The organism is Acidiferrobacteraceae bacterium, assembly GCA_037388825.1.
Classification (GTDB): Bacteria; Pseudomonadota; Gammaproteobacteria; order Acidiferrobacterales; family JAJDNE01; genus JARRJV01.
Genome location: JARRJV010000025.1, coordinates 58,295 through 80,666 on the forward strand (window position 1 = coordinate 58,295; position 22,372 = coordinate 80,666).

Below are 22,372 nucleotides of genomic sequence, written 5' to 3' on the forward strand. Positions count from 1 at the left end.
CAGACAAGGAGCCAGCCTCGTCATGAACATCATCATCGTTCCCGACAAGGGCGGGTCCAGCCGCCATGCAAGTTTGTCGCACCGACATATTCTGGTCATGGCATTCGTTGGGCTGATTCTGATGCCGGTGCTGTTCGGTGTGATTACCTACCGTGCCAATGCCCTGCTTGAACGCTACAACGGAAGCGTTGATGCAGATCTCGTTCTTCGTCAGCAAAATGAGCTGCGCGCGCAGCGTGAAGCGATTCGCCAGGCCCGGGTCAATGCCGAGACCCATCTCAATGCCCTGGCGCAAAGGCTTGGCCATTTACAGGCCCAGATCATCCGCTTGAATGCCCTTGGCGGCCGTTTGACCCGCATGGCCGGCCTGGACCCGCGGGAATTCGATTTCTCGACCCAGCCGGCGATGGGTGGTCCGGCGGAATCTTCAACCGACTTCAACGGGTCGATGATCATGTCCTCACTGAAGGAGCTTGATCAACAGGTATCCGAGAAATCGGAACAGTTGAACGCGCTTGAGTCGCTTCTCATCGATCGTCAGACGCGCAAGGCCCTGAGCCCCTACGGTTGGCCGGTAAAGGGATGGGTGTCCTCAAATTTCGGCATGCGGGCCGATCCATTTACCGGGCGTCTGTCCCTGCACAGCGGGGTCGACATCGCGAGTCCGCTGGGATCCGTCGTTCACGCCATGGGTGACGGCGTCGTAACCTACTCCGGCCCGCGTTTCGGCTACGGAAACCTGGTGGAGATCACCCACGGACAGGGCTATAGCACGCGCTATGCGCACCTCAGCGCCGAACTGGTGAAGGTTGGAGACCGGGTCAAGCGGGGACAAGCAATCGGACGCGTGGGCAGCACCGGCCGTTCTACCGGCCCGCACCTGCATGTCGAGGTGTTGCGCGATCACAAGAAGATCGACCCGATCAGCTTCCTGGAAAGCGGCGGACCGAAGGCCCGGAACTAGACCGAACCGCGAACCGGTCCAGCTCCCGTTACGGCGCGGTTTGGAGACTGGCCCGACGCAGCGGATCTGCTGAGCTTCCATTCCCGATCCGGTACACCATTACCGAATTTCCACCACGAAGGTCGCGCCCCTGGGATGTCACCCAGAGTTGGGTGTTATCCGGTGACACCGCGAGGCCAACCGGATAGGAGTCCGCCGCCACCCGGGCAAGGGGCTTCAGGGTTCCTGCGTCCAGAACAACCACCTGACTCTCCTTGTTTGCCGCCGCAAATATCCAACGTCCATTTGGGGCAACGGCAATCGTCCGTGTCGATTCTCCGGTGTAGATTTCCCGTTCGGGTTTGAGCTTGCGCACATGCCTGCGAGCTGCATGGACCAGATCTTCAATGCGGTAGCGTGATACATAGCCGGCGAAGTTGGAGCTTACGAAGAGCGTATGGCCGTCCGGGGAGAGTTCCAGATGCCGTGGTGTCGGGCGCATGCCGAACACGGTGTCGACGTAGCGCCGGCGGCGGACATCGATTACGGCAATGCCTCCTCCCCCCATGCGTGCCACCAGAAGGTAGCGGCTGTCGGGGGTAAAGGCCGCGCCCCGCAGACAAAAGCCGCACCCGTGATCCCGGTCCGCATCGTTGATCGTGTTCAGATTGAACTGGCGGCCGACAGTAATCAGTGCTGCCCGTCGGTAGCTCGAAGGTTTCTTGTTAAGGGTATCGATCAGGCCCACGGTATTGTCGCCCCAATGCACAACCGCCATCCAGTGGCCATCGGGTGAAGCGACGACATACTTGGGGATGGGGCCGGTACTCATGACACGCACGATCCTATCCGTGCGTACATCAATGATCGCCACGGCAGAAGGCATTTTGGACAAACGATCGTAGTCGCGCCGGTAGTAGGGGACCCAGAGATAGTGGCCGTCGATGGACAGCGCCGATTCCACCGGTTTTCCGGAAAACTGGTTGGGGTCCGCCGGTACGCCGGAATCCGGGAAGCGCAGCCACGGACTGCCGCCGTGGCGCGAATCAAACAGCCCGGCATCGTTCTGGTCGAAATGGTGGACAATGGTATCGATGCGCCGCAGGTGGCGTGGATCGTAGACCACCGTCGTGAACCCCTCCAGGGCATTCACGTACACCTTGCTCCCGTCTTCAAGGAAGCGGACGGATTTCGGCGAAAAGACAAACGGGTCGAAATGATCGCTGGTATTCGCCGGACGCGGATTGTAGTGCTGGAATCTGGCAATCAGTTCCAGCGTGGGTCCAGTGGACGGGGCGTCCGGGGACGGAGCGGAAACGGCGCCAATGGGAACCCGAACCAGGGGCTCAAGCCTGCCGTCCAGATTGTCTTGGGCCTCCCTGAGGTAGCGCGCAAGTTCCGGCGGACCCGCTTTCAGGCGGCTGGCCTCCCGCCAATGACGCACGACCCGGGCCCAGTCGCCCTGGACCCAGTAGCTCCAGCCGAGTTCGTAGTGCGCGGGCCCGAGGCCGGGTTTCAGGCTGAGGGCTTTCTTGTAGGCCTTGATGGCGTCCTCGGTCTTGTGGGCCTGTTGCAGCGCCATGCCCTGGCGGTAGGCATCTTCCGCCGGCCCCGCCCACACAGGGGATCCTGCCGCCAAAGAGCACAAAAAAACCGGCAAGATCAGGAACTGAGGGCGAATCATGCAGTCTATTGTAGCCATCACGTTAAGAAGGGGAAGGTCGTCTGTCGGCGCCGGATGGCCGGAGCTCCGGTCCGGGAAGCTGCTTCAAGTCCCGACCTTTTTCCTCCATAATGCCCGTTTTTTCAGGCCGGGCAGCCCCGGCCGCAATCCGGTATCCATGGTTACAAAAGTCCTGAAGAAAATCGTGGGCAGCCGCAATGCCCGTCTGATCAAGCGCATGCGGCAGCAGGTCGCCCGTATCAATTCCCTGGAATCCTCGATCTCCGCCCTCAGTGATGAGGAACTGCGGGCCAAGACCGGGGAGTTTCGCGAGCGCGTGAGCCAGGGCGAGACCCTGGACGACCTGCTGGTTGAGGCCTTTGCCGTCGTGCGTGAAGCATCGATGCGTACCCTCGGCATGCGCCACTTCGATGTACAGCTCATTGGCGGGATGACCCTGCACATGGGCAAGATTGCCGAGATGCGCACCGGCGAGGGCAAGACCCTGGTGGCCACCCTTCCGGCGTATCTGAATGCCCTGTCCGGAAACGGGGTCCACGTCGTTACCGTGAACGATTATTTGGCGCAGCGCGACTCGGAATGGATGGGGCAGGTATACGGTTTTCTGGGTCTTACCGTCGGCGTTGTGGTGTCGGACCAGGATCCGGAAAGCAAGCATGCGGCTTATCGTGCCGACATTACCTACGGCACCAACAATGAGTTCGGTTTCGACTACCTGCGCGACAATATGGCGTTCCAGGCCGAAGAACGTTTTCAGCGGCCGTTGAATTTCGCCGTTGTCGATGAAGTGGATTCCATCCTGATCGACGAGGCCCGAACTCCTCTTATTATTTCCGGTCCGGCGGAAGAGAGCACCGACCTGTACGTCAAGGTCAACAAGATCATTCCCCATCTGCAGAAGCAGGAAACCGAAGATGGCCCCGGGGACTACTCGGTCGACGAAAAGGCCCGTCAGGCCTATCTCACCGATGCCGGCCATGAAAAGGTGGAGCGCCTGTTGGAACAGTCCGGGGTGCTTGCCGAAGGCAGCAACCTGTACGATGCCTCCAACATTATGCTGTTGCATCACGTAAATGCGGCCCTGCGCGCGCATACGCTTTACCAGCGCGAGGTCGACTACATCGTTCGCAATGGCGAAGTTGTGATCATCGACGAGTTCACCGGGCGCATGATGAGTGGCCGGCGGTGGTCCGAGGGTCTGCACCAGGCCGTGGAAGCCAAGGAAGGGGTGCCGATCCAGAATGAAAACCAGACCCTGGCCTCCATAACATTCCAGAACTATTTCCGGCTGTACAACAAGCTCAGCGGCATGACCGGTACGGCCGATACCGAGGCGTTTGAATTCCAGCACATCTACGCGCTGGAGGTGGTCGTGATTCCCACGCACAAGCCGATGGTTCGCAAGGACAATACCGATTTGGTTTATCGCACCAACCGGGAGAAGGAGCACGCGATCGTCGACGATATCCGCGATTGTCACGAGCGGGGTCAGCCTGCGCTCGTCGGGACGATTTCGATTGAGTCGTCGGAACGACTTGCCGCGCTGCTGAAAAAACTCGGGATTCCGCACGAGGTTCTCAATGCAAAACAACACGAACGGGAGGCCCAGATCGTGGCGCAGGCCGGGCGTCCGGGTGCGGTGACGATTGCCACCAATATGGCGGGTCGCGGTACAGATATTGTGCTGGGTGGCAATCCGGGGGACGGCGAGAATGAACGGAATGAGTGGGAGCAACGGCACCAGCAGGTGCTGGATGCCGGCGGCTTGCACGTAATTGGTACCGAACGTCACGAGTCCCGCCGAATCGACAATCAGCTGCGGGGTCGTTCCGGCCGCCAGGGTGATCCGGGCTCGAGCCGGTTCTACCTCTCGCTGGAAGACAACCTCATGCGGATCTTCGGGTCCGAACGGGTATCGGGCCTTATGCAGAGACTGGGGATGCAGGAAAACGAGGCCATTGAGCACCCCTGGGTCAGCAAGGCGATCGAGAATGCGCAGCGCAAGGTAGAAGGCCGCAACTTCGATATCCGCAAGCAGCTGCTTGAATACGACGATGTCGCCAACGATCAGCGAAAGGTGATCTATCAGCAGCGCAACGAGCTGATGGACGCAGACGAGATCAGTGAAAGCGTGCGCACCATTCGCAGGGAAGTGGTTAACGACCTGGTGGATCAGTACCTGCCGCGGGAGAGCCTGGAGGAGCAATGGGATGTGGGTGGCCTGACCACGGCCCTGGAGGCGGAATTTGATCTCCGCCTGCCTTTGCAGGCGCTTCTGGACCAGGAATCGGACATGGACGAGGAGGCCCTGCGGGACCGGATTGTCTCCGAGCTGGAGAGCCAGCACGATGCCAAGGCGGCAGCCATCGGGTCGGAGGCCATGCGTCACCTGGAAAAGGCGGTCATGCTGCAGATTCTGGACAAGCAGTGGAAGGATCATCTCGCTGCCATGGACTATCTGCGTCAGGGGATTCATCTGCGCGGCTATGCCCAGCAGAATCCCAAGGAAGAATACAAGCGCGAGGCCTTCCGCCTGTTTTCGGAGATGCTGGATCAGATCAAGGTCGAGGTCGTCGCCACGCTGGCACGTATTCGTATACAGAGTGACGAGGAGATCGAGGCCTGGGAGGCACAGCAGCGCCGTCAGAGCGAGGTTCAGTACCTTCACCCGGAGCTTCAGTCGGGCGGCGAGGCGGAGCCGGCGCCAGAAGAAGACGTTCAGGTTGCCGCTCGGCCGGTGGTACGGTCCACCCCCAAGGTTGGCCGGAACCAGCCCTGCCCCTGCGGGTCCGGCAAGAAATACAAACACTGTCACGGGAAACTTGTCTAGCGGGTCGCCGTCGACGCTATAATGAAGTGATTCGAAAGCGGGGGGTCAGGCCCCCCGTTTTGATTTGTACGAGGCAACGATGGCGGTCGGACTGAAACCTCTCGAGAAACTCTTGCCGGTTCGCGGTACGCGCGTGGCTGCTGCCCACGCGGGCCTTCGCTATCGCAAGAGAGCAGATCTCGCAGTACTGCTTGCGGACGAGGGAACCTCGACGGCGGCGGTGTTTACGCGCAACCGCTTTGCTGCAGCGCCCGTGCTTGTCGCGCGCGAACACATGGAGAAGGCGGTGCCGCGGGCGCTGGTCGTCAACTCCGGCCAGGCCAATGCCGGAACGGGCGAACCCGGTCTGGCGTTGGCGCGCGATGCATGTGCCTGGGTGGCCGGAGAAGTCGGGTGCGCGCCGGAACAGGTGCTTCCTTTTTCCACCGGGGTGATCGGCGTGGTACCCCCTTCTGATGCGATGCGTGCGGCCATTCCGGGCCTGTGCAGCGCCCTGTCCGAGGATGCCTGGAACGAGTTCGCCGAGGCCATCGTGACCACCGATACGGTACCCAAGGGCATCTCGGTTCAGCTGTCCCTTGGGGATGCTTCCGTGACCCTCAGCGGCGTTGCCAAGGGTTCCGGAATGATCCGGCCGGACATGGCAACCATGCTTGCCTTTGTCGCAACCGATGCGTCGATCGATACCGGGGTTCTCCAACGCGCCCTGTCGGCGGCGGTCGACGTTTCATTCAATCGAATTACCGTCGATGGCGATACATCCACCAATGACGCCTGCGTGATCATGGCCACGGGCCGCGCCGCAAACGAGACCATCGACGGCCCGAATCATCCCCTGTTCGAGCCATTCCGTGCCGCGCTCACCGAGGTTTGCACGACCCTGGCGCAAATGATTGTCCGCGACGGAGAGGGCGCAACCAAGTTCGTCACCATCAAGGTCGGCGGCGGCCGTACCGTCGACGAGTGTCTTCAGGTTGCCTATACGATTGCCCATTCCCCGCTTGTGAAAACGGCTCTGTTCGCCAGTGATCCGAATTGGGGACGCATCCTGGCTGCCGTGGGACGTGCGCCGGTCGTGGATCTGGATATTGACCGGGTTGAACTCGATATCAATGGTGTGGCCGTGGTTCGCAATGGAGCCGTCGCCGATTCCTACAGCGAAGAGCAGGGGCAGCAGGCCATGGCGCGGGACGAAATCCTTATTGAGGTTCGCCTTGGTGCCGGCAAGGAGTCGGCAATGGTCTGGACCACGGACCTTTCCCACGAGTACGTGCGAATCAATGCCGAGTACCGCAGCTGACGGCCGGATTCACGTCGCTGTCGGCGCGGTGCAACGTGGTGACCGGGTGCTGATCGCGTTCCGGCCGCCGGATCTCCACGAAGGGGGAAAGTGGGAGTTTCCCGGCGGCAAGGTGGAGCCTGGCGAGGATGGCCGCGAGGCGCTGCAGCGTGAGTTGCACGAGGAACTCGGAATAGAGACTCGCCGCGCCGTGCCGCTGATCCAGATTCCTTACGATTACAGCGACCGCAAGGTATGGCTGGATGTCTGGTGTGTCACGGAGTTTTCCGGTGAAGCGACGGGTCGCGATGGACAGGACCTGCGGTGGGTCGCGCGCGGCGAGCTTTCCGACTACGAGTTCCCAGCGGCCAATCGGGCGATTGTGCGTGCCCTCCAGCTGCCGTCCCTGTACCTGATCAGCGACCTCGGCCGATTCTCCGGTCGCCGCGAGTTTCTTGGCGCGCTGGAGGAGGCCCTGGCGGCCGGCGCACGGCTGATCCAGCTTCGCGAGAACGGCCTGGATGATGAGGAATTCGCGATTCTGGCGGGGGAGGTGCTTGCCCTTTCCCGGGCGCACGGTGCAAGGGTTCTGGTGAATCGGGACCCGGAGATGGCGCGACGCGTCGGTGCCGACGGGATACATCTCAGCGGTCGGCGCCTGCACGAGACTGTGGAAAGACCCCTGTCACCTCCGGCACTGCTTTCCGCTTCCTGTCATACGAAGGAAGACCTCCGTCGCGCCGAGGCGATTGGCGCGGATTTTGTTGTGCTCTCTCCCGTACGGCCGACGAACAGTCATCCGGGCGAGGCGGGTATGGGATGGGAGCGCTTTCGCAGACTTTGTGCCGAAACCCGAATTCCGGTGTATGCCCTCGGCGGCATGAAACCCGGAGATCTGGAACTTGCCGTCAACCACGGCGCCCAGGGCCTTTCCATGATCGGGGGAGTCTGGTCCTCCCCATCCATTTCCGCGGCCGTACGGACCTGTCAGTCGCGATCGTAGTCTCCAGTGGCGGCCAGTTGTTCATAGCGGCGGTGCAGGTCCAGAATGGATTGCCGCAGTTCTGCAAGATTCCCTGTATTGTCCAGGACATCGTCGGCCTTGCCGAGGCGCAGGGCATCGTTGGCCTGCGCGTCCATTATGGACTGCGCCTGGTCGGCACCGATCGCGTCCCGGCTCATGACACGCCGGGCCCGGGTGTCCCGTGGCGCGTTGACGACCAGGACGCGATGAACCAGGTCCTGCATACCGGATTCGACCAACAACGGCACGACGATCACGCAGTAGGCGGAGCTGAGGGCCTGTACTTCCCGGACGATGGCTGCCCGGACCCGGGGATGCAGGATTGCCTCCAGGCGTTTCCTTTGCTTCGCGTCGTGAAAGACAAGGTCCCTGAGTCGCTTCCGGTCCAGTGACCCGTCCACGGATACAATGTCCCCGCCGAATGTCGCCACCACCTCCTCGTAGGCCTCGGTCCCGGGTTCCACGAGTTCGCGGGCAATCCGGTCTGCATCGATTACCGGCACGCCCAGTTCGGAAAACAGATTGGCGGCTTCGGTTTTCCCGGCACCGATCCCGCCTGTCAGCCCTATGCGCAACATGAGGCTATCCGATTCGTGCGAGCTGGAGGTAGGCCCGGGTGAGAGTGTCGCCCCACAGGAGGGTGATCCAGCCAGCAACACAAAGGAAGGGTCCGAAAGGGATCGGGTGGTCGCGGCCGCGCCGGGAGAAATAGAGGGAAGCACCGCCGATCACGGCTCCGGTAAAGGCGGCAATCAGAATCAGGATCGGGAGTTGTTGCCACCCGAGCCATGCCCCGAAGAGGGCAAAGAGCTTGAAGTCACCGAATCCAATACCCTCTTTCCCGGTCAACAGTCTGAAACCCTGGTAGACGAGCCAAAGAGAAAGGTAGCCGGCGATTGCGCCGAAAACGGCCGACTGCAGATCAGTGAAAGTACCAAAGCTGGAGAAAATCAGGCCGAGCCAGAGGAACGGCAGTGTTATGGAATCGGGCAGGATCTTGTGCTCGTAGTCGATAACAGCGAGCGGAATCAGGCCCCAAACCAGAATCAGGGCACCAAGGGACTGAATCGTCACGCCAAAATGCCAGGCCGTGCCCACGGACAGGATTGCCGTGGCCAGCTCGATCAGCGGGTATCGCGGGGAGATAGGTGTGCCGCATTCAGAGCATCGTCCGCGCAGCAGGAGGTAACTCACAACCGGAATGTTTTCCCATGCGCGGATCGGGTGTCCACAGTGTGGGCACTGCGAACCCGGCCTGAGCAAGTTGAAAGCGGGAACGGTTTTCTCTTGCGGGAGTTCAAGCAGCTCACGACATTGGCTGCGCCAGTCGCGATCCAGCATTGCGGGAACCCGAAGGATAACCACATTCAGAAAGCTGCCAAGTACCAGACCGTAGAGGGCAACCGCGGTCAGGAACAGTCCGGGGTGGATTTGCAGGTAAAACTGAAGTCCGGAAAACATGCCGCGGGCAGCGTGGATCTGCGGCCAGGGCGTCAGATGACGGATGCGAGTTTGAAGATGGGCAGGTACATCGCGACCACCATGCCGCCCACAATGATACCGAGAAAGGCCATGATGATCGGTTCGAGCAGACTGCTTAGGCCGGCTACGGCGTCGTCGACCTCGGTTTCGTAGATATCGGCTACCTTGCCGAGCATGGCATCCAGTTCACCCGATTCCTCGCCAATGGCTACCATTTGCACGACCATATTCGGGAACAGGTTTACCTGGCCCATGGCCGCCTGCAGCTGGGTGCCGGTACTGACCTCGTCCTTGATCTGCAGCGTTCCATCATAGTAGACCCGGTTGCCCGCGGCGCCAGCGACGGAATCCAGGGCTTCCACGAGCGGTACACCGGCGGCGAACATCGTTGCAAGGGTGCGACAGAAGCGCGCGATCGTGGCCTTCTTGATGATCGGTCCAATAATCGGAGCGCGCAGCAACAGGCGATCCATCATATGCTGCATCTTCGTGGATCGCCTGTAGGCATAGAAGAATCCGCCAATGGTGCCGAAGATGCTGCCGAAGATCAGGATCGCGTGGTTCGTAAAGGCCTTGGACAGATTGATGACGAATACCGTCAGTGCTGGCAGGTCGGCGCCAAAGTCGGCGAACAGACTTTCAAACTGGGGAATCACGAAGATCAGCAAGATCGCGGAAATAATGAATGCGACCACAATGACCGCCGTTGGATAGAACAGCGCGGACTTGATCTTGCTCTTCAGGTTCTCGATCTTTTCCTTGTAGGTCGCGATCTTGTCCAGCAGGGTCTCGAGAATACCGGCCTGTTCACCGGCTCCCACCAGGCTGCAGTAGAGGGAGTCGAAATAGAGCGGATGCTTGGACAAGGCCTCGGTCAGATTGGTGCCGGATTCGATATCCTGCTTGACGCGGATCACAAGATCCGCGAGACCCGAATTTTCCGTTCCCTTGGCTACGATATCGAATGCCTGAACGACCGGTAGACCCGCCTGCAACATCGTGGCAAGTTGGCGCGTGAAGACCGCAATGTCCTTTGGTTTGATCTTCTTCTTGGTGTTGAACAGGGACTTCTGGGCAACGCCAGTTCCTTCCATCTCTCCCTTGATGGTCTTGCCCTGACGGTCGGTACCTTCAAAGATGAAGATATTTGCTTTCTTGACGGCAGCTTGCGCCATGACGGATATTCAGTTTCCCTTGATCGTTACTGGTTGGTGACGCGCTCGATTTCCTCGAGGCTGGTGACGCCTGCGGCAACCTTGCGCAGGCCGGAGCGGCGCAGGGGGGTTACGCCTTCCTTCAGCATCTGCTGTTCGATGTCCAGTTCCGTCCCTTCGCGCATGATGATTTCGCCAATCGCCTCGCTCACGGGCATCACTTCATAGATGCCTACACGTCCTTTATAGCCGCCGTTGCACGAATCGCAACCCACGGGGCCGTAGACGGTGAGTCCGGCGCCGATTTCCTTGTCCGTGAATCCGGCCTTTTGCAGGGCCTCATTGGGTAAATCCAGCTTGGTCTTGCATTTCTCGCACAGCCGGCGCCCGAGCCGTTGGGCAATGATCAGGTTCACGGCGGAAGCAATATTGAACGGGGGTACACCCATGTTTACCAGACGCGTCAGGGTGGCCGGGGCGCTGTTGGTATGCAGGGTGGAAAGCACCATGTGACCCGTCTGGGCCGCCTTGATGGCGATGCTGGCGGTTTCCAGGTCTCGAATCTCACCTACGAGAATGATGTCCGGATCCTGGCGCAGAAAGGCGCGCAGTACGGAGGAAAAATCCAGTCCGGCCTTTTCATTGATGTTGACCTGGTTGATGCCGCCCAGATTGATTTCCACCGGGTCTTCGGCCGTGGAAATGTTGCGATCCGGCGTGTTCAGGATATTCACCGCCGTATATAAGGTAACGGTCTTACCAGACCCCGTCGGGCCGGTGACAAGCACCATTCCGTAAGGCCTGTGGATCGCCTCCATGAACAATTCTTTTTGATCAGATTCAAAACCGAGTTTGTCCACACCGATTGTCGCCGAGGTCGGATCGAGGATACGCAGCACGATCTTTTCACCCCAGAGTGTGGGCAGGGTGCTGACACGAAAATCGATGGCGCGATTCTTGGAGATGCGCATCTTGATGCGTCCGTCCTGCGGCAGACGCCGTTCGGCGATGTCCAGCCGGGACAGGATCTTGACGCGTGCTGCGATTCGTCCGGACAGTGCCAGGGGAGGGGCGGCCACCTCGTTCAATACGCCATCTACGCGATAGCGTACCCGGTAGGTCTTTTCATAAGGCTCGATGTGAATATCCGATGCACCGCGGTTGATCGCATCGAGCAGAACCTTGTTGACGAATTTTACGATCGGGGTGTCATTGACTCCGGTCTCATCGCCTCCCGCTCGATCCTCGGCGTCTTCGGAAACAACGTCGAGGTCATCGAGACCATCCAGGGACTCATCATCCGAAAACTGCGTGAAAGTCGTGTCGTTGGCCTCGAGGAACTTGTCAATGGCCTCGCTGAGCTTGTTGTCCTCGACCAGAACCGGTTCGGTAACGCAGCCGGTATGGAACTTGATTTCGTCGAGGGCGGTGACGCTGGTGGGATCGGAGGTAGCGATATAGAGTCGATTTCCGCGCTTGTACAGGGGCAGTACCCGGTGTCGGCGAATGATCTTTTCGTCAACCAGCTTGACCGGCGCCGCCTCCACATCGATGGAATTGATATCCACCAGGGGAACGCCGAATTCCTCGGAGGCGATGCGCGCAAGGGTCGCGCTGTCGACCTTCTTGCTTTCAACGGCGTAGGAAACGAAAGAGGTCTTTTTCTGCAGCGCCCCTTCCTGAAGGCGCTCGGCGTCTTCCGTGGTCAGGAGCTTGTCGCGTACCAGCCGCAGGGCGAGGCCGCTGAGTCGGGTTGCGGTCGTCGGTGTCGCCATGGTTGTGGATGAAACTCCCGGTGATCTTTCAGTCGGTGGCATACAACACGACCCGGATACAATTATCGTGCCCGAGCCGATTCACTGCTACTCGTATGATAGTAGATGAGATGTTGCGCGCAGCCAAACATTTTTGGCTGTTTTTTCATGTACCACAACAAGGGGACAAAACAGGCTTTCCCGGGGAGATTGTGGGGCTTGATGGATATCAATGCGCCTGTGTGCCCGCTCTCCGAGAATGATTGACACCGGAAAGGCAAAAAATTAGAATGGTTCTAAATCGGTTAGGAGCACCCTCATGGACCTTAAAGGAAGCAAGACGGAAGAAAGCCTGAAAGAGGCCTTTGCCGGCGAGTCCCAGGCCAATCGCCGCTATCTCTACTTCGCAGCCAAGGCGGATGTCGAAGGTTACAACGACGTTTCCGCAGTGTTTCGCTCCACGGCGGAAGGCGAAACCGGCCATGCCCATGGCCATCTCGAATACCTGGAGGCCGTCGGCGATCCGGCCACCGGTCTGCCGATTGGCAGCACCTCGGACAACCTGAAGGCGGCCATCGCCGGTGAGACCCACGAGTATACCGATATGTACCCGGGTATGGCCAAGACGGCCCGCGACGAAGGTTTCGACGAAATCGCAGACTGGTTCGAGACCCTGGCCAAGGCCGAGCGGTCCCACGCCAATCGTTTCCAGAAGGCGCTGGATTCGATGGACTAGACCGCCGGGAAGACCCCGACCCCCTCCGAAATGGGGGACGGGGTTGATTCCCGTTCGTGCACGGGCTGTGCGAATCCCGACCCGAGACAAACGTTCGAATCGGAAAATAACCAAAATGGCAGATTCCACCGGAAAGCGAGAAGGAAGCCTGGAGGCCCCCACGCGCCACCCCCTGGAGTGGACCGAGGCCGGTTTCTGGAACGAGGATTCCCTGTTCGACGAATTGGAGCGTGTTTTTGACATTTGCCACGGCTGCCGCCGTTGCGTGAGTTTGTGCCATTCCTTTCCGACCCTGTTCGATCTGGTGGACGAATCCGACACCATGGAAGTAGACGGGGTCGCCAAAGCGGATTTCTGGAAGGTCGTGGATCACTGTTATCTCTGCGACCTCTGCTACATGACCAAGTGTCCCTACGTTCCGCCCCATGAATGGAACGTGGATTTTCCCCACCTGATGCTCCGCGCCAAGGCGGTGCGATTCCGCCAGAATGGCGCTAGCCTGCGGGACAAGATGCTCAGCGCTACCGATGTCGTCGGCTCCCTGGCCGGCATCCCGGTGATTGCGCAAATCGTGAATGCGGCCAATCACACGGGAATCGCGCGCAAGGCCCTGCAGGCCATTGCAGGAATTGATGCGGATGCGATTGTCCCGGAATACCACAGCAAGACCCTGCGCAAGTTGTACAAGAATCATGATTCCGGTCTGACTCCCGTGCCCACGGCCGAAACCCGGGGCAAGGTAGCCTTGTTCGCAACCTGCTACGGGAATCGCAATGAGCCCGAGGTTGGCGCAGACCTCATCAAGGTCTTCGAGCACAACGGAATACCTGTCGTGCTGGCGGAGAAAGAACAATGTTGCGGCATGCCCAAGCTGGAACTGGGTGATCTGGAAGCCGTGGCAAGGGCGAAGGAAGCGAACATTCCCGTATTGGTGCAACTGGTCGACGCAGGTTATGACCTGGTGGCCCCGGTGCCGAGCTGCGCGTTGATGTTCCGTCAGGAACTGCCGCTGATGTTTCCGGACGATCCGGACGTGACCAAGGTGCGCGATGCCTTTTTTGATCCCTTCGAATATCTGGCACTGCGGCATCGGGAAGGGAAGCTGAACACGAATTTCAGTCAAAGCCTGGGCAAGGTGGTTTGGCACGTGCCTTGTCACCAGCGGGTGCAGAACATCGGTCCCAAGACACGCGACATCCTGTCCCTGGTCCCGGACACCGAAATCGAGACCGTGGAACGATGCTCTGGTCATGATGGAACCTATGCGGTAAAGAAGGAATTTCACGAGATCTCGATGAAGATCTGCCGCCCGGTTGTTGGGCGAGTGGAAAAGGCCGAACCCGATCACTACACCAGCGACTGTCCCATGGCTGGTCATCAAATCGAGAATGGGCTGAAAAACGGAAAGGCACCGGAGCACCCCCTCACCCTGCTGCGTCAGGCCTACGGACTATAACGAGGAACGAAAATGGCAAGCGAAGGCTATCACGAGGAAGTACAGGATCTGTCCGATGAGACGCGCGACATGCATCGCGCGATCGTATCCCTGATGGAAGAACTGGAGGCGGTGGACTGGTACAACCAGCGCGTCGATGCGTGCAAGGATCCTGAACTCAAAGCCATCCTCGCGCACAATCGCGACGAGGAGAAGGAACATGCGTCCATGGTGCTGGAGTGGATCCGTCGCAAGGATCCGCGTTTCGATCATGAGCTGAAAGACTACCTGTTTACCGACAAGGAAATTGCACACAAGTGATGGCGGTCGATACAGGTTTGGGAACACACGTGGAGAATGGCCCTATGTCCCGGAAACTCAAGCGCGAAGATCTGTGGAGTCTCGAAGAGTATGCCCGCGAGCGGGCCGGGTTCCGCGTCCAGGTGATGGCGCACAAGAAGAATCGTCAGATTCATATCGGCCCGAATGTGACGCTCTATTTCGAAGACCGGATGATCATGCAGTACCAGATCCAGGAAATGCTTCGTGCCGAACGGATCTTCGAGGACGAAGGGATCCAGGAGGAGCTGGATGCCTACAATCCGCTCATTCCCGACGGCACCAACTGGAAAGCAACTTTCATGATCGAGTTTTCCGACGAGGATGAGCGACGCGACGCGCTTGCCCGCATGGTCGGGATCGAGGACCGTGTGTGGGTACAGGTTCACGGATTCGACCGGGTCTGGGCCATCGCCGACGAGGATCTGGAGCGCGAAACCGAAGAAAAGACCTCGTCCGTACATTTCCTGCGTTTTGAGTTGAGTCCGGAGATGATCCAGGCAGTCAAGACAGGTGCGGACATCGGTGTAGGGATCGACCATGATGCCTACCGGTACGGCGTCGATACTCTGGCGGCTCCAAATCGGGAATCCCTGCTGGACGATTTGAACTAGCCGGGATCGGGCCGGATGCCCGCGGCCCTTGTCATCTTCGCGGATTCGTGCGAAGTTTTCGCGCCATGATCAATATACATTCGTGGCGCAGCACATCCGGCCGTCCGGCTCCGTTCACGTTGGTTCACCCGATCTCCTTTTTTCTCCATGGCATCGACATACGATTCGTCGGCGATTGAGGTCCTGACCGGCCTGGAGCCGGTGCGCAAGCGTCCGGGGATGTATACCCAGACCGAGCGCCCAAACCATCTGGCGCAGGAAGTCATCGACAACAGCGTCGATGAGGCCATCGCCGGACACGCGAAGAAGATCGACGTCACGTTGCACAAGGATGGATCGGTGTCCGTATCCGACGACGGGCGAGGCATGCCGGTCGACAAGCACAAGGAAGAAAAGGTGTCCGGGGTGGAGGTCATCCTGACCCGGCTTCATGCCGGTGGCAAGTTCTCCGGCAAGAATTACACTTTCTCCGGCGGTCTCCACGGAGTGGGCGTATCAGTGGTCAATGCCCTTTCCGAGAAGCTGGAGGTGGAAGTGCGCCGTGGCGGCAAGATCTATCGCATGAGCTTTGCCGACGGTCAAAAAACATCGGAACTTCGGGCCTCCGGCAAGTGCAAAGCCTCCGAAAGCGGGACGACGGTGCATTTCTGGCCCGATCCCAAATTTTTTGATTCACCCAAGATCAGCGTACCGCGCCTGAAACATGTCATGCGTGCCAAGGCGGTTTTGTGCCCGGGGCTGACCGTCACTTTCCACAATGGCGGCAACAAGGCCGATGACGAGCAGTGGTACTACGAGGGCGGGCTTTCCGATTACCTATTGTCCGAACTGGAAGGCGAGACCCTGTTGCCGGATACGCCGTTTACAGGGAACAGCGTCGGAGAACTGGAACAGGTTGATTGGGCGGTGGTGTGGTTGCCGGAGGGTGGGGAACCGGTACTGGAGAGCTACGTCAATCTCATCCCGACGGTACAGGACGGTACCCACGTAAACGGATTCCGCAGCGGGTTGACCGAGGCCATGCGTGAGTTCTGCGAGCTGCGCAATCTCTTGCCCAAGGGTGTCAAGATCGCCCCCGACGATGTGTGGGGCAGATGCAGCTTTGTCCTGTCCCTGAAAATGCAGGATCCCCAGTTCTCCGGGCAGACCAAGGACCGCCTGTCCTCGCGGGAAGCGGCGGGATTTGTCGCATCCGCGTCGCGCGATGCCTTTGGTCTGTGGCTGAACCAGCACGTGAAGATGGCCGAGGCCATCGCCGAACTGGTGATTGATAGTGCCCAGGCCCGGATGCGCGCGGGCAAGCGCGTGGAGCGCAAGAAGATCAGTGCGGGACCGGCGTTGCCGGGCAAACTGTCGGATTGCCTGAGCCAGGACCTGGGGCAGACGGAGTTATTCCTGGTGGAGGGAGATTCCGCCGGTGGTTCGGCGAAGCAGGCACGCGACCGCAACTACCAGGCGGTCATGCCGCTGCGCGGCAAGATCCTGAACACCTGGGAAGTCGACCCGGGCGAGGTGTTGGGCTCGAAAGAGGTCCATGACATCGCTGTTGCCCTCGGGGTGGACCCCGGCTCCAGCAGACTCGACGGCTTGCGCTACGGCAAGGTGTGCATCCTTGCCGATGCCGACTCCGACGGCGCCCACATTGCGACGCTCCTCTGCGCCCTGTTTGTGCGTCACTTCCGTTCCCTGGTGCAGGCGGGCCATGTGTATGTCGCCATGCCGCCCCTGTACCGCATCGATATCGGCAAGCACGTGTTCTATGCCCTGGACGATGCCGAGAAAAAGCAGGTTCTGAAACGAATCGAAGACGAGAAGCTGCGCGGAAAGGTCAATGTGCAGCGCTTCAAGGGACTTGGGGAGATGAACCCCTCCCAGCTACGCGAGACCACCATGGCGCCGGATACGCGACGACTGGTCCAGCTGACGGTTCGCGCCGGGGACAACACCAACAAGGTGCTGGACATGCTGCTGGCCAAGAAACGGGCGGCGGACCGCAAGTCATGGCTGGAGAAGAAAGGTAACAAGGCCGAGGTTCTGTAATTCATGGCGACCCGGAAGAAAAAAGCGGCGAAGAAATCCGCGAAGAAAAAGGCCGCGCGCAAGACTGATCGTCTATGCCATGTCCGAACTGGGCCTGAACGCCGCCGCCAAGTACAAGAAGTCAGCGCGCACCGTAGGTGACGTATTGGGCAAGTTCCATCCCCATGGTGATACGGCCTGCTACGAGGCCATGGTGCTCATGGCCCAGCCCTTCAGCTATCGCTATCCACTGGTGGACGGACAGGGCAACTGGGGATCGCTGGACGATCCAAAGTCGTTTGCCGCCATGCGCTATACCGAGGCTCGGCTAGCCCGTTATTCACAGGTCCTGTTGTCGGAACTGGGGCAGGGGACGGCGGATTGGGTGCCCAACTTCGATGGTACGCTGGAAGAACCCCGCGTATTGCCCGCACGCCTGCCCAACGTGCTGCTGAACGGAACCACCGGCATCGCTGTGGGTATGGCTACCGACATTCCGCCGCACAATCTGCGCGAGGTCGGGGCCGCCTGCGTACAGCTGCTGGAGAAGCCGTCCAGCAGCATTGCCGATCTGTGCAAACACATTCAGGGACCGGACTTCCCTACCGATGCGGAAATCATCACGCCGCAACGCGAGATCCGGGAGATTTACGAGAGCGGCAATGGCACGGTTCGCATGCGTGCGCACTGGCGCCAGGAGGAGGGCGAAATCGTGGTTGACGCCCTGCCGTACCAGGTCTCCAGTGGCAAGATTCTGGAACAGATCGCCGCCCAGATGCAGGCCAAGAAACTGCCCATGGTTGAAGACCTGCGCGACGAATCGGACCAGGAGCATCCGGTCCGTCTCGTTATCGTTCCCCGCTCGTCCCGGGTCGATGCCCAGCAGATGATGTCCCATCTCTTCGCCACCACGGATCTCGAGCGCAACTATCGCGTCAATCTGAACATCATTGATCTGACCGGTCGCCCGCGGGTGTACAACCTGCGTGATTTGCTCCGCGACTGGATCGATTACCGGCTCGAGACCGTACGAAGGCGCCTGCAGTATCGCTTCGACCGCGTCGTCGCGCGATTGCATGTCCTGGAAGGCCTGATGCTGGCCTACCTGAACCTGGACGAGGTGATTCGCATCATTCGTACCGAGGATGAGCCAAAACCGAAACTGATCAAGCGATTCAAGCTCACGGACATCCAGGCGGAAGCGATCCTGGAAACGCGGTTGCGGCACCTGGCCAAACTCGAGGAAATGAAGATCCGCGGCGAGCAGGAAGAGTTGACAGTAGAACGGGACAGTCTGGACAAGATTCTCAAGTCCAAAACGCGCCTCAGAACGCTGGTGAAAAACGAAATCAAGGACGATATGCATGAGTTTGGCGACGAACAACGCTCGCCTATCGTCGAGCGCGAAGCGGCACAGGCCATCGATCAGGCATCGTTGTTGCCCACGGAACCGATTACCGTTGTTCTTTCACAAAAGGGTTTCGTGCGTGCGGCACGCGGGCACGAGATTGACCCTCGTTCCCTGTCCTACCGTTCCGGGGACGAATATCTGCACCACGCCCGCGGGCGAAGCAATCAACTGGCAATCTTCATCGATTCGACCGGCCGTGCGTATTGCCAGCCGGCACACAAACTGCCTTCGGCCCGGGGGCAGGGAGATCCGGTGGCGAGCTACTTCAATCCGCCTCCGGGCGCGACCTTCGCCGGTGTAATCATGGGGCAGCCGGACGACCTGTATCTACTCTCAACGGATTCCGGCTACGGCTTTGTCGCCCGTCTGGAAGACCTGCTGACCCGGACCCGCAACGGCAAGGCGGTCCTGAAGGTGCCCAAGGGTGCACGCGTTCTGCCACCGCAAAGGGTCATGAGCCATGAAGAAGACTGGGTCGCGGCAGTGACCAATACCGGGCGCTTGTTGACCTTCATGATCGGTGAGCTGCCGGCCATGGCCCGCGGCAAGGGAATCAAGATCATCAACGTCCCGACCAAGAAAGCCGCGGCACGGGAAGAGTTCGTCGTTTCCGTTTGTGTGTTTCCGGAGGACAAGGGATTGACGGTCTATGCCGGACAGAAGAAGCGGGTCCTTACGGTAGACGATCTGGATCAGTTCATCGGCGAGCGGGGCCTGCGTGGCAGCAAACTGCCCAAGGGCTACCAGAAGGTTGAGCGGATGGAGGTCACGGAATAGACATCGGATCGTGACCGGTGCTTGCACACAGGCTGTTTCCATCCGGAAGAAAGGAATATCATTGTGGGCTTTGTCGTCGCCGGAATGAATCGACGTTGCGGTTACCGGCCTCCGGAAGTGCCAGCATCAGGGGCAGGACCATGTCACGGAAATTTCGCTTTTTCCAAGTCCTTTTGATCCTCAATCTGGCCGCCACGGCGCGGGCTGTGGCGGATCTCCCCCAGGCGATCGACCAGCAGAACCTGAATCTCGCCGCCACAAGGACGGGCGGTGCGCCCGCATCGAACTACCTCGAAAATGCGTCCACTCCGGAACCCTACAAAAGCGGCTGGGAATTCGTCCTCGACAACGATGCCTTCTCCCTGCTACGCCGGGATTCGGACTACACGGGCGGGTTCATGCTCAGCCTGTCCGGCCATCGCGCGGCCGAGTATCCCTATTCGATCGATCCCTGGCTTAGCCGGCTGGACCAATGGACCGGTCTCGATAGCCTGAAGGATGTCCCCGGTGCGCGCCAGACACACAACATTGTTTTTGGCCTCGCTTCCTACACGCCAAAAAACATCCAGCTTGCGACACCAATTTACAATGAGCGTCCCTATGCGAGCGTGCTGTTCATGGCCAACAGCCAGCAGACGGTCATTCCAGAACAGGAAGTTGCCCATCAGACCACGCTGACGCTTGGGGTCCTGGGTCTGAAGGTAGCCAAGGACTTGCAGGATGCTATCCACAGCGCACTCGGCCAAAATGGCGCCTCCGGATGGGACAACCAGATCTCGAGTGGCGGCGAACTCACTGCTCGCTACACGGTCTCCGCGCAGCGCGCCTACATGACAAAATATAATAATCCGGAGCGCGACATCGATGTTGTCCGTACCATGGACGCGAGCATCGGCTATAAGACCGATTTTGGAGCGGGACTGGCGTTTCGCATCGGACGCATCCGTTCCACGTGGTGGTCATACAATCGAAGTCAGCCGGACTATCTCAATATGGTATCGCCCGTATTGCGGAGCGGATCGAAACCCCGCGATGAGTTCTTTCTTTGGGGGGGTATCAACGCCCGGGTGCAGTTATACAACGCATTGTTGCAGGGGCAGTTCCGCGACAGTGCCGTGACCTTTTCCTGGGAACAACAAAATCACTTCCTGTTGAGCGGGTGGCTTGGACTCAATCGGCAGTACCGCAACGGTTTGCGCGTCGCCTTTGTCATTCGGGCAAACACTCCGGAACTGAATACAGCCACGGAGCATACGGACCTTTGGGGAAGCTTCATCGTGGGCCGTTCGTTCTAGGCCCGGGCTTTCTGCCTCACGTGTTCGCGGGGCGTCGTATCATCTCGTACAGTTTGTCCTTCAGGTGTACCCGGCGCATCTTGAGCGGCTCGAGGTACTCGTCTGATGTGGGTTCAATATCCTGTTCGTGCCGGTAGATCTCCTGATCTACATCGTGGTATTCGTCGAACAATTCACGAAATTCCGGATCACTGACCTTGAGTTCGTGGATACGGTCCTGGTATTCGGGGAATTCGCGAACCAGCGGGTGGTGTTCAAGCGTCATGGGGTCAGTCCTCAGTTGCGTTTTTCTGATTGCCAAAATAGCATAGTCGTGCCTATATCGTACTTGTCACGGATCAATTTCCATCGTAGCGGGCATGGGCTTCTCCTGGTTGTGGGACCCGGGCCGCACGCGAAGGTAGTTACCAAGGCGGAGACCTGGCTCGTGAAACTGGGAATCGTTATCTATTCAGGGGATCCGGAAACGGTGTGGAACGGATTCCGGCTGGGCTTGCTGGCCTTGAGTGCCAATGATTCAGTCAGTGTCTTTCTACTGGCCAAGGGAGTGGAGGCCGAGCTCATGGATACGGAACAATACGTCGTTTCGGAAAAACTGGTGGAGTTCGTCGAAGCCGGAGGCAAGGTAATGAGCTGTGGTACCTGTCTCGTGGCCCGTTCGCTCGATGCTTCCAAGTACTGCAAGTCGGCAACCATGGGATCGCTCTACGACTTGATCAAGGAATCAGACAAGGTCATCTCCTTGTAGCCAGCCCCGGATGCAAATCCGGGTTGCGGGGCCAGGACCGCTCTCCCTTCAATCAGATTCTATGCCCATGCGAATCGCCGCTATTGTTGAGTACGACGGTTCCGCGTTCCGTGGCTGGCAGTTGCAGTCGGGTGTGCGCACGGTCCAGGAAGTCCTCGAGAAGGCACTGGCATATGTGGCCGATGCTCCCGTGCGCGTGATCACGGCGGGGCGCACGGACACGGGTGTCCATGCCACCGGCCAGGTGGTGCACTTCGATACCGAGGCGGTACGCGATCCCCATGCATGGGTTCGCGGTACCAACAGCCGCTTGCCGAAGGATGTCGCGGTCTTATGGGCGGGAGAGGTGGGGGAGGATTTTCACGCCCGGTTTTCAGCCACCGGCAGGCACTATCACTATTGCATTCTCAACCGGCCGGTACGGCCAACGTATCTCGCCGGGCGTGTGAGTTGGGACTATCGTCCATTGGATGTTGACCCCATGCAGGCCGCGGCCGCGACTCTGCTTGGCTCCCACGATTTCTCCTCCTATCGCGCGGTCCAGTGCCAGGCGAAGAGCCCGGTGCGCGAATTGCGCGCACTGGATGTTTGGCGGACACGGGATCGGGTGATCATCCACGCCTACGCCAACGCCTTTCTGCACCATATGGTGCGCAACATCGCCGGCGTGTTGTGTACCATCGGCGCCGGCGAGCGGCCGCCGGAATGGGCGCGGGAAGTGCTGGAGGCGCGCGATCGAACCACTGGCGGGATCACCGCCTCCCCGGACGGGCTCTACCTCACGCAGGTGGAATACCCGGAAGTCCACGGAATCCCGCAACTTTCGTCCGATCCCGGGCTCTGGTAAA

18 protein-coding genes and 1 pseudogene are annotated in these 22,372 nt (G+C 59.5%); 13 read left to right on the plus strand and 6 right to left on the minus strand.

Annotated features, from left to right (window positions below; translation table 11 throughout):
* The first annotated feature begins 22 nt into the window (after positions 1-22).
* Positions 23-964, plus strand: coding sequence for a M23 family metallopeptidase (locus tag P8X48_06640; protein ID MEJ2106994.1), 942 nt, complete (start codon positions 23-25; stop codon positions 962-964).
* Positions 965-992: 28 nt separating this feature from the next.
* On the opposite strand, the gene P8X48_06645 is transcribed toward P8X48_06640, so the two are convergent.
* The gene (locus P8X48_06645; GenBank protein MEJ2106995.1) at positions 993-2,564 is read right to left on the minus strand and encodes a beta-propeller fold lactonase family protein; all 1,572 of its coding nucleotides are present in this window, start codon (positions 2,562-2,564) and stop codon (positions 993-995) included.
* A 220-nt stretch (positions 2,565-2,784) separates the two neighbouring features.
* On the opposite strand from P8X48_06645, the gene secA reads away from it, so the two are divergent.
* The 3 genes from secA (at position 2,785) to P8X48_06660 (ending at position 7,739) form a co-directional block, all read left to right on the plus strand.
* Complete coding sequence (gene secA / locus P8X48_06650) at positions 2,785-5,457, plus strand: preprotein translocase subunit SecA (GenBank protein ID MEJ2106996.1); 2,673 nt, start codon at positions 2,785-2,787, stop codon at positions 5,455-5,457.
* 79 nt (positions 5,458-5,536) lie between these two features.
* Positions 5,537-6,757 (plus strand): bifunctional glutamate N-acetyltransferase/amino-acid acetyltransferase ArgJ, encoded by a 1,221-nt coding sequence (gene argJ, locus P8X48_06655; protein MEJ2106997.1) that lies wholly within the window; start codon positions 5,537-5,539, stop codon positions 6,755-6,757.
* A complete protein-coding gene (locus P8X48_06660) occupies positions 6,738-7,739 on the plus strand; it encodes a Nudix family hydrolase (protein MEJ2106998.1) in 1,002 nt (333 codons plus the stop codon). The genes argJ and P8X48_06660 overlap by 20 nt, the downstream gene beginning before the upstream one ends.
* Here the strand turns inward: P8X48_06660 and coaE are convergent.
* Genes coaE through pilB form a run of 4 tightly spaced genes read right to left on the minus strand, consistent with a single transcriptional unit; the run spans position 7,724 to position 12,171 of the window.
* The gene (coaE, locus tag P8X48_06665; protein ID MEJ2106999.1) at positions 7,724-8,338 is read right to left on the minus strand and encodes a dephospho-CoA kinase; all 615 of its coding nucleotides are present in this window, start codon (positions 8,336-8,338) and stop codon (positions 7,724-7,726) included. The two genes, P8X48_06660 and coaE, sit on opposite strands and share 16 nt — an antisense overlap.
* 4 nt (positions 8,339-8,342) lie before the next feature.
* Positions 8,343-9,221 (minus strand): A24 family peptidase, encoded by an 879-nt coding sequence (locus P8X48_06670; GenBank protein MEJ2107000.1) that lies wholly within the window; start codon positions 9,219-9,221, stop codon positions 8,343-8,345.
* Positions 9,222-9,253: 32 nt separating this feature from the next.
* Positions 9,254-10,417, minus strand: a complete 1,164-nt coding sequence (locus P8X48_06675; protein ID MEJ2107001.1) for a type II secretion system F family protein — start codon at positions 10,415-10,417, stop codon at positions 9,254-9,256.
* Between the two features lie 26 nt (positions 10,418-10,443).
* Positions 10,444-12,171, minus strand: coding sequence for a type IV-A pilus assembly ATPase PilB (gene pilB, locus P8X48_06680; GenBank protein ID MEJ2107002.1), 1,728 nt, complete (start codon positions 12,169-12,171; stop codon positions 10,444-10,446).
* 298 nt (positions 12,172-12,469) lie between these two features.
* Between pilB and P8X48_06685 the strand changes: the two genes are divergently transcribed.
* The 7 genes and pseudogenes from P8X48_06685 to P8X48_06715 all read left to right on the plus strand — a co-directional run bounded on the left by P8X48_06685 (position 12,470) and on the right by P8X48_06715 (position 20,776).
* A complete protein-coding gene (locus tag P8X48_06685; GenBank protein MEJ2107003.1) occupies positions 12,470-12,886 on the plus strand; it encodes a rubrerythrin family protein in 417 nt (138 codons plus the stop codon).
* A 115-nt stretch (positions 12,887-13,001) separates the two neighbouring features.
* Entirely contained in the window at positions 13,002-14,342 is a 1,341-nt protein-coding gene (locus P8X48_06690; protein MEJ2107004.1) for a heterodisulfide reductase-related iron-sulfur binding cluster, read from the plus strand.
* A gap of 12 nt (positions 14,343-14,354) precedes the next feature.
* Entirely contained in the window at positions 14,355-14,642 is a 288-nt protein-coding gene (locus P8X48_06695; GenBank protein MEJ2107005.1) for a ferritin-like domain-containing protein, read from the plus strand.
* Between the two features lie 44 nt (positions 14,643-14,686).
* Positions 14,687-15,274, plus strand: a complete 588-nt coding sequence (locus P8X48_06700; GenBank protein ID MEJ2107006.1) for a DUF3501 family protein — start codon at positions 14,687-14,689, stop codon at positions 15,272-15,274.
* A 147-nt stretch (positions 15,275-15,421) separates the two neighbouring features.
* Entirely contained in the window at positions 15,422-17,314 is a 1,893-nt protein-coding gene (gene parE, locus P8X48_06705; protein ID MEJ2107007.1) for a DNA topoisomerase IV subunit B, read from the plus strand.
* 61 nt (positions 17,315-17,375) lie between these two features.
* Positions 17,376-19,481: pseudogene (parC, locus tag P8X48_06710) on the plus strand (DNA topoisomerase IV subunit A).
* Between the two features lie 140 nt (positions 19,482-19,621).
* Entirely contained in the window at positions 19,622-20,776 is a 1,155-nt protein-coding gene (locus P8X48_06715; protein MEJ2107008.1) for a lipid A deacylase LpxR family protein, read from the plus strand.
* Between the two features lie 16 nt (positions 20,777-20,792).
* On the opposite strand, the gene P8X48_06720 is transcribed toward P8X48_06715, so the two are convergent.
* Positions 20,793-21,041: a DUF465 domain-containing protein gene (locus tag P8X48_06720; GenBank protein ID MEJ2107009.1), complete on the minus strand. Its 249-nt coding sequence runs from the start codon at positions 21,039-21,041 to the stop codon at positions 20,793-20,795.
* A 162-nt stretch (positions 21,042-21,203) separates the two neighbouring features.
* On the opposite strand from P8X48_06720, the gene P8X48_06725 reads away from it, so the two are divergent.
* Positions 21,204-21,524: a DsrE family protein gene (locus tag P8X48_06725; protein ID MEJ2107010.1), complete on the plus strand. Its 321-nt coding sequence runs from the start codon at positions 21,204-21,206 to the stop codon at positions 21,522-21,524.
* Positions 21,525-21,591: 67 nt separating this feature from the next.
* Positions 21,592-22,371 carry a tRNA pseudouridine(38-40) synthase TruA gene (truA, locus tag P8X48_06730; protein ID MEJ2107011.1) on the plus strand — a complete coding sequence of 260 codons (780 nt, stop codon included), beginning with the start codon at positions 21,592-21,594 and terminating at the stop codon, positions 22,369-22,371.
* Position 22,372: the final 1 nt, after the last annotated feature.

Coding starts and splice junctions, on each gene's coding strand:
- secA (MEJ2106996.1), top strand. CDS start 2,785: ATGGTTACAAAAGTCCTGAAGAAAATCGTGGGCAGCCGCAATGCCCGT.
- truA (MEJ2107011.1), top strand. CDS start 21,592: ATGCGAATCGCCGCTATTGTTGAGTACGACGGTTCCGCGTTCCGTGGC.
- P8X48_06720 (MEJ2107009.1), bottom strand. CDS start 21,041: ATGACGCTTGAACACCACCCGCTGGTTCGCGAATTCCCCGAATACCAG.
- pilB (MEJ2107002.1), bottom strand. CDS start 12,171: ATGGCGACACCGACGACCGCAACCCGACTCAGCGGCCTCGCCCTGCGG.
- P8X48_06685 (MEJ2107003.1), top strand. CDS start 12,470: ATGGACCTTAAAGGAAGCAAGACGGAAGAAAGCCTGAAAGAGGCCTTT.
- P8X48_06715 (MEJ2107008.1), top strand. CDS start 19,622: ATGTCACGGAAATTTCGCTTTTTCCAAGTCCTTTTGATCCTCAATCTG.
- P8X48_06660 (MEJ2106998.1), top strand. CDS start 6,738: ATGCCGAGTACCGCAGCTGACGGCCGGATTCACGTCGCTGTCGGCGCG.
- argJ (MEJ2106997.1), top strand. CDS start 5,537: ATGGCGGTCGGACTGAAACCTCTCGAGAAACTCTTGCCGGTTCGCGGT.
- P8X48_06640 (MEJ2106994.1), top strand. CDS start 23: ATGAACATCATCATCGTTCCCGACAAGGGCGGGTCCAGCCGCCATGCA.
- coaE (MEJ2106999.1), bottom strand. CDS start 8,338: ATGTTGCGCATAGGGCTGACAGGCGGGATCGGTGCCGGGAAAACCGAA.
- P8X48_06695 (MEJ2107005.1), top strand. CDS start 14,355: ATGGCAAGCGAAGGCTATCACGAGGAAGTACAGGATCTGTCCGATGAG.
- P8X48_06690 (MEJ2107004.1), top strand. CDS start 13,002: ATGGCAGATTCCACCGGAAAGCGAGAAGGAAGCCTGGAGGCCCCCACG.
- P8X48_06700 (MEJ2107006.1), top strand. CDS start 14,687: ATGTCCCGGAAACTCAAGCGCGAAGATCTGTGGAGTCTCGAAGAGTAT.
- parE (MEJ2107007.1), top strand. CDS start 15,422: ATGGCATCGACATACGATTCGTCGGCGATTGAGGTCCTGACCGGCCTG.
- P8X48_06670 (MEJ2107000.1), bottom strand. CDS start 9,221: ATGTTTTCCGGACTTCAGTTTTACCTGCAAATCCACCCCGGACTGTTC.
- P8X48_06675 (MEJ2107001.1), bottom strand. CDS start 10,417: ATGGCGCAAGCTGCCGTCAAGAAAGCAAATATCTTCATCTTTGAAGGT.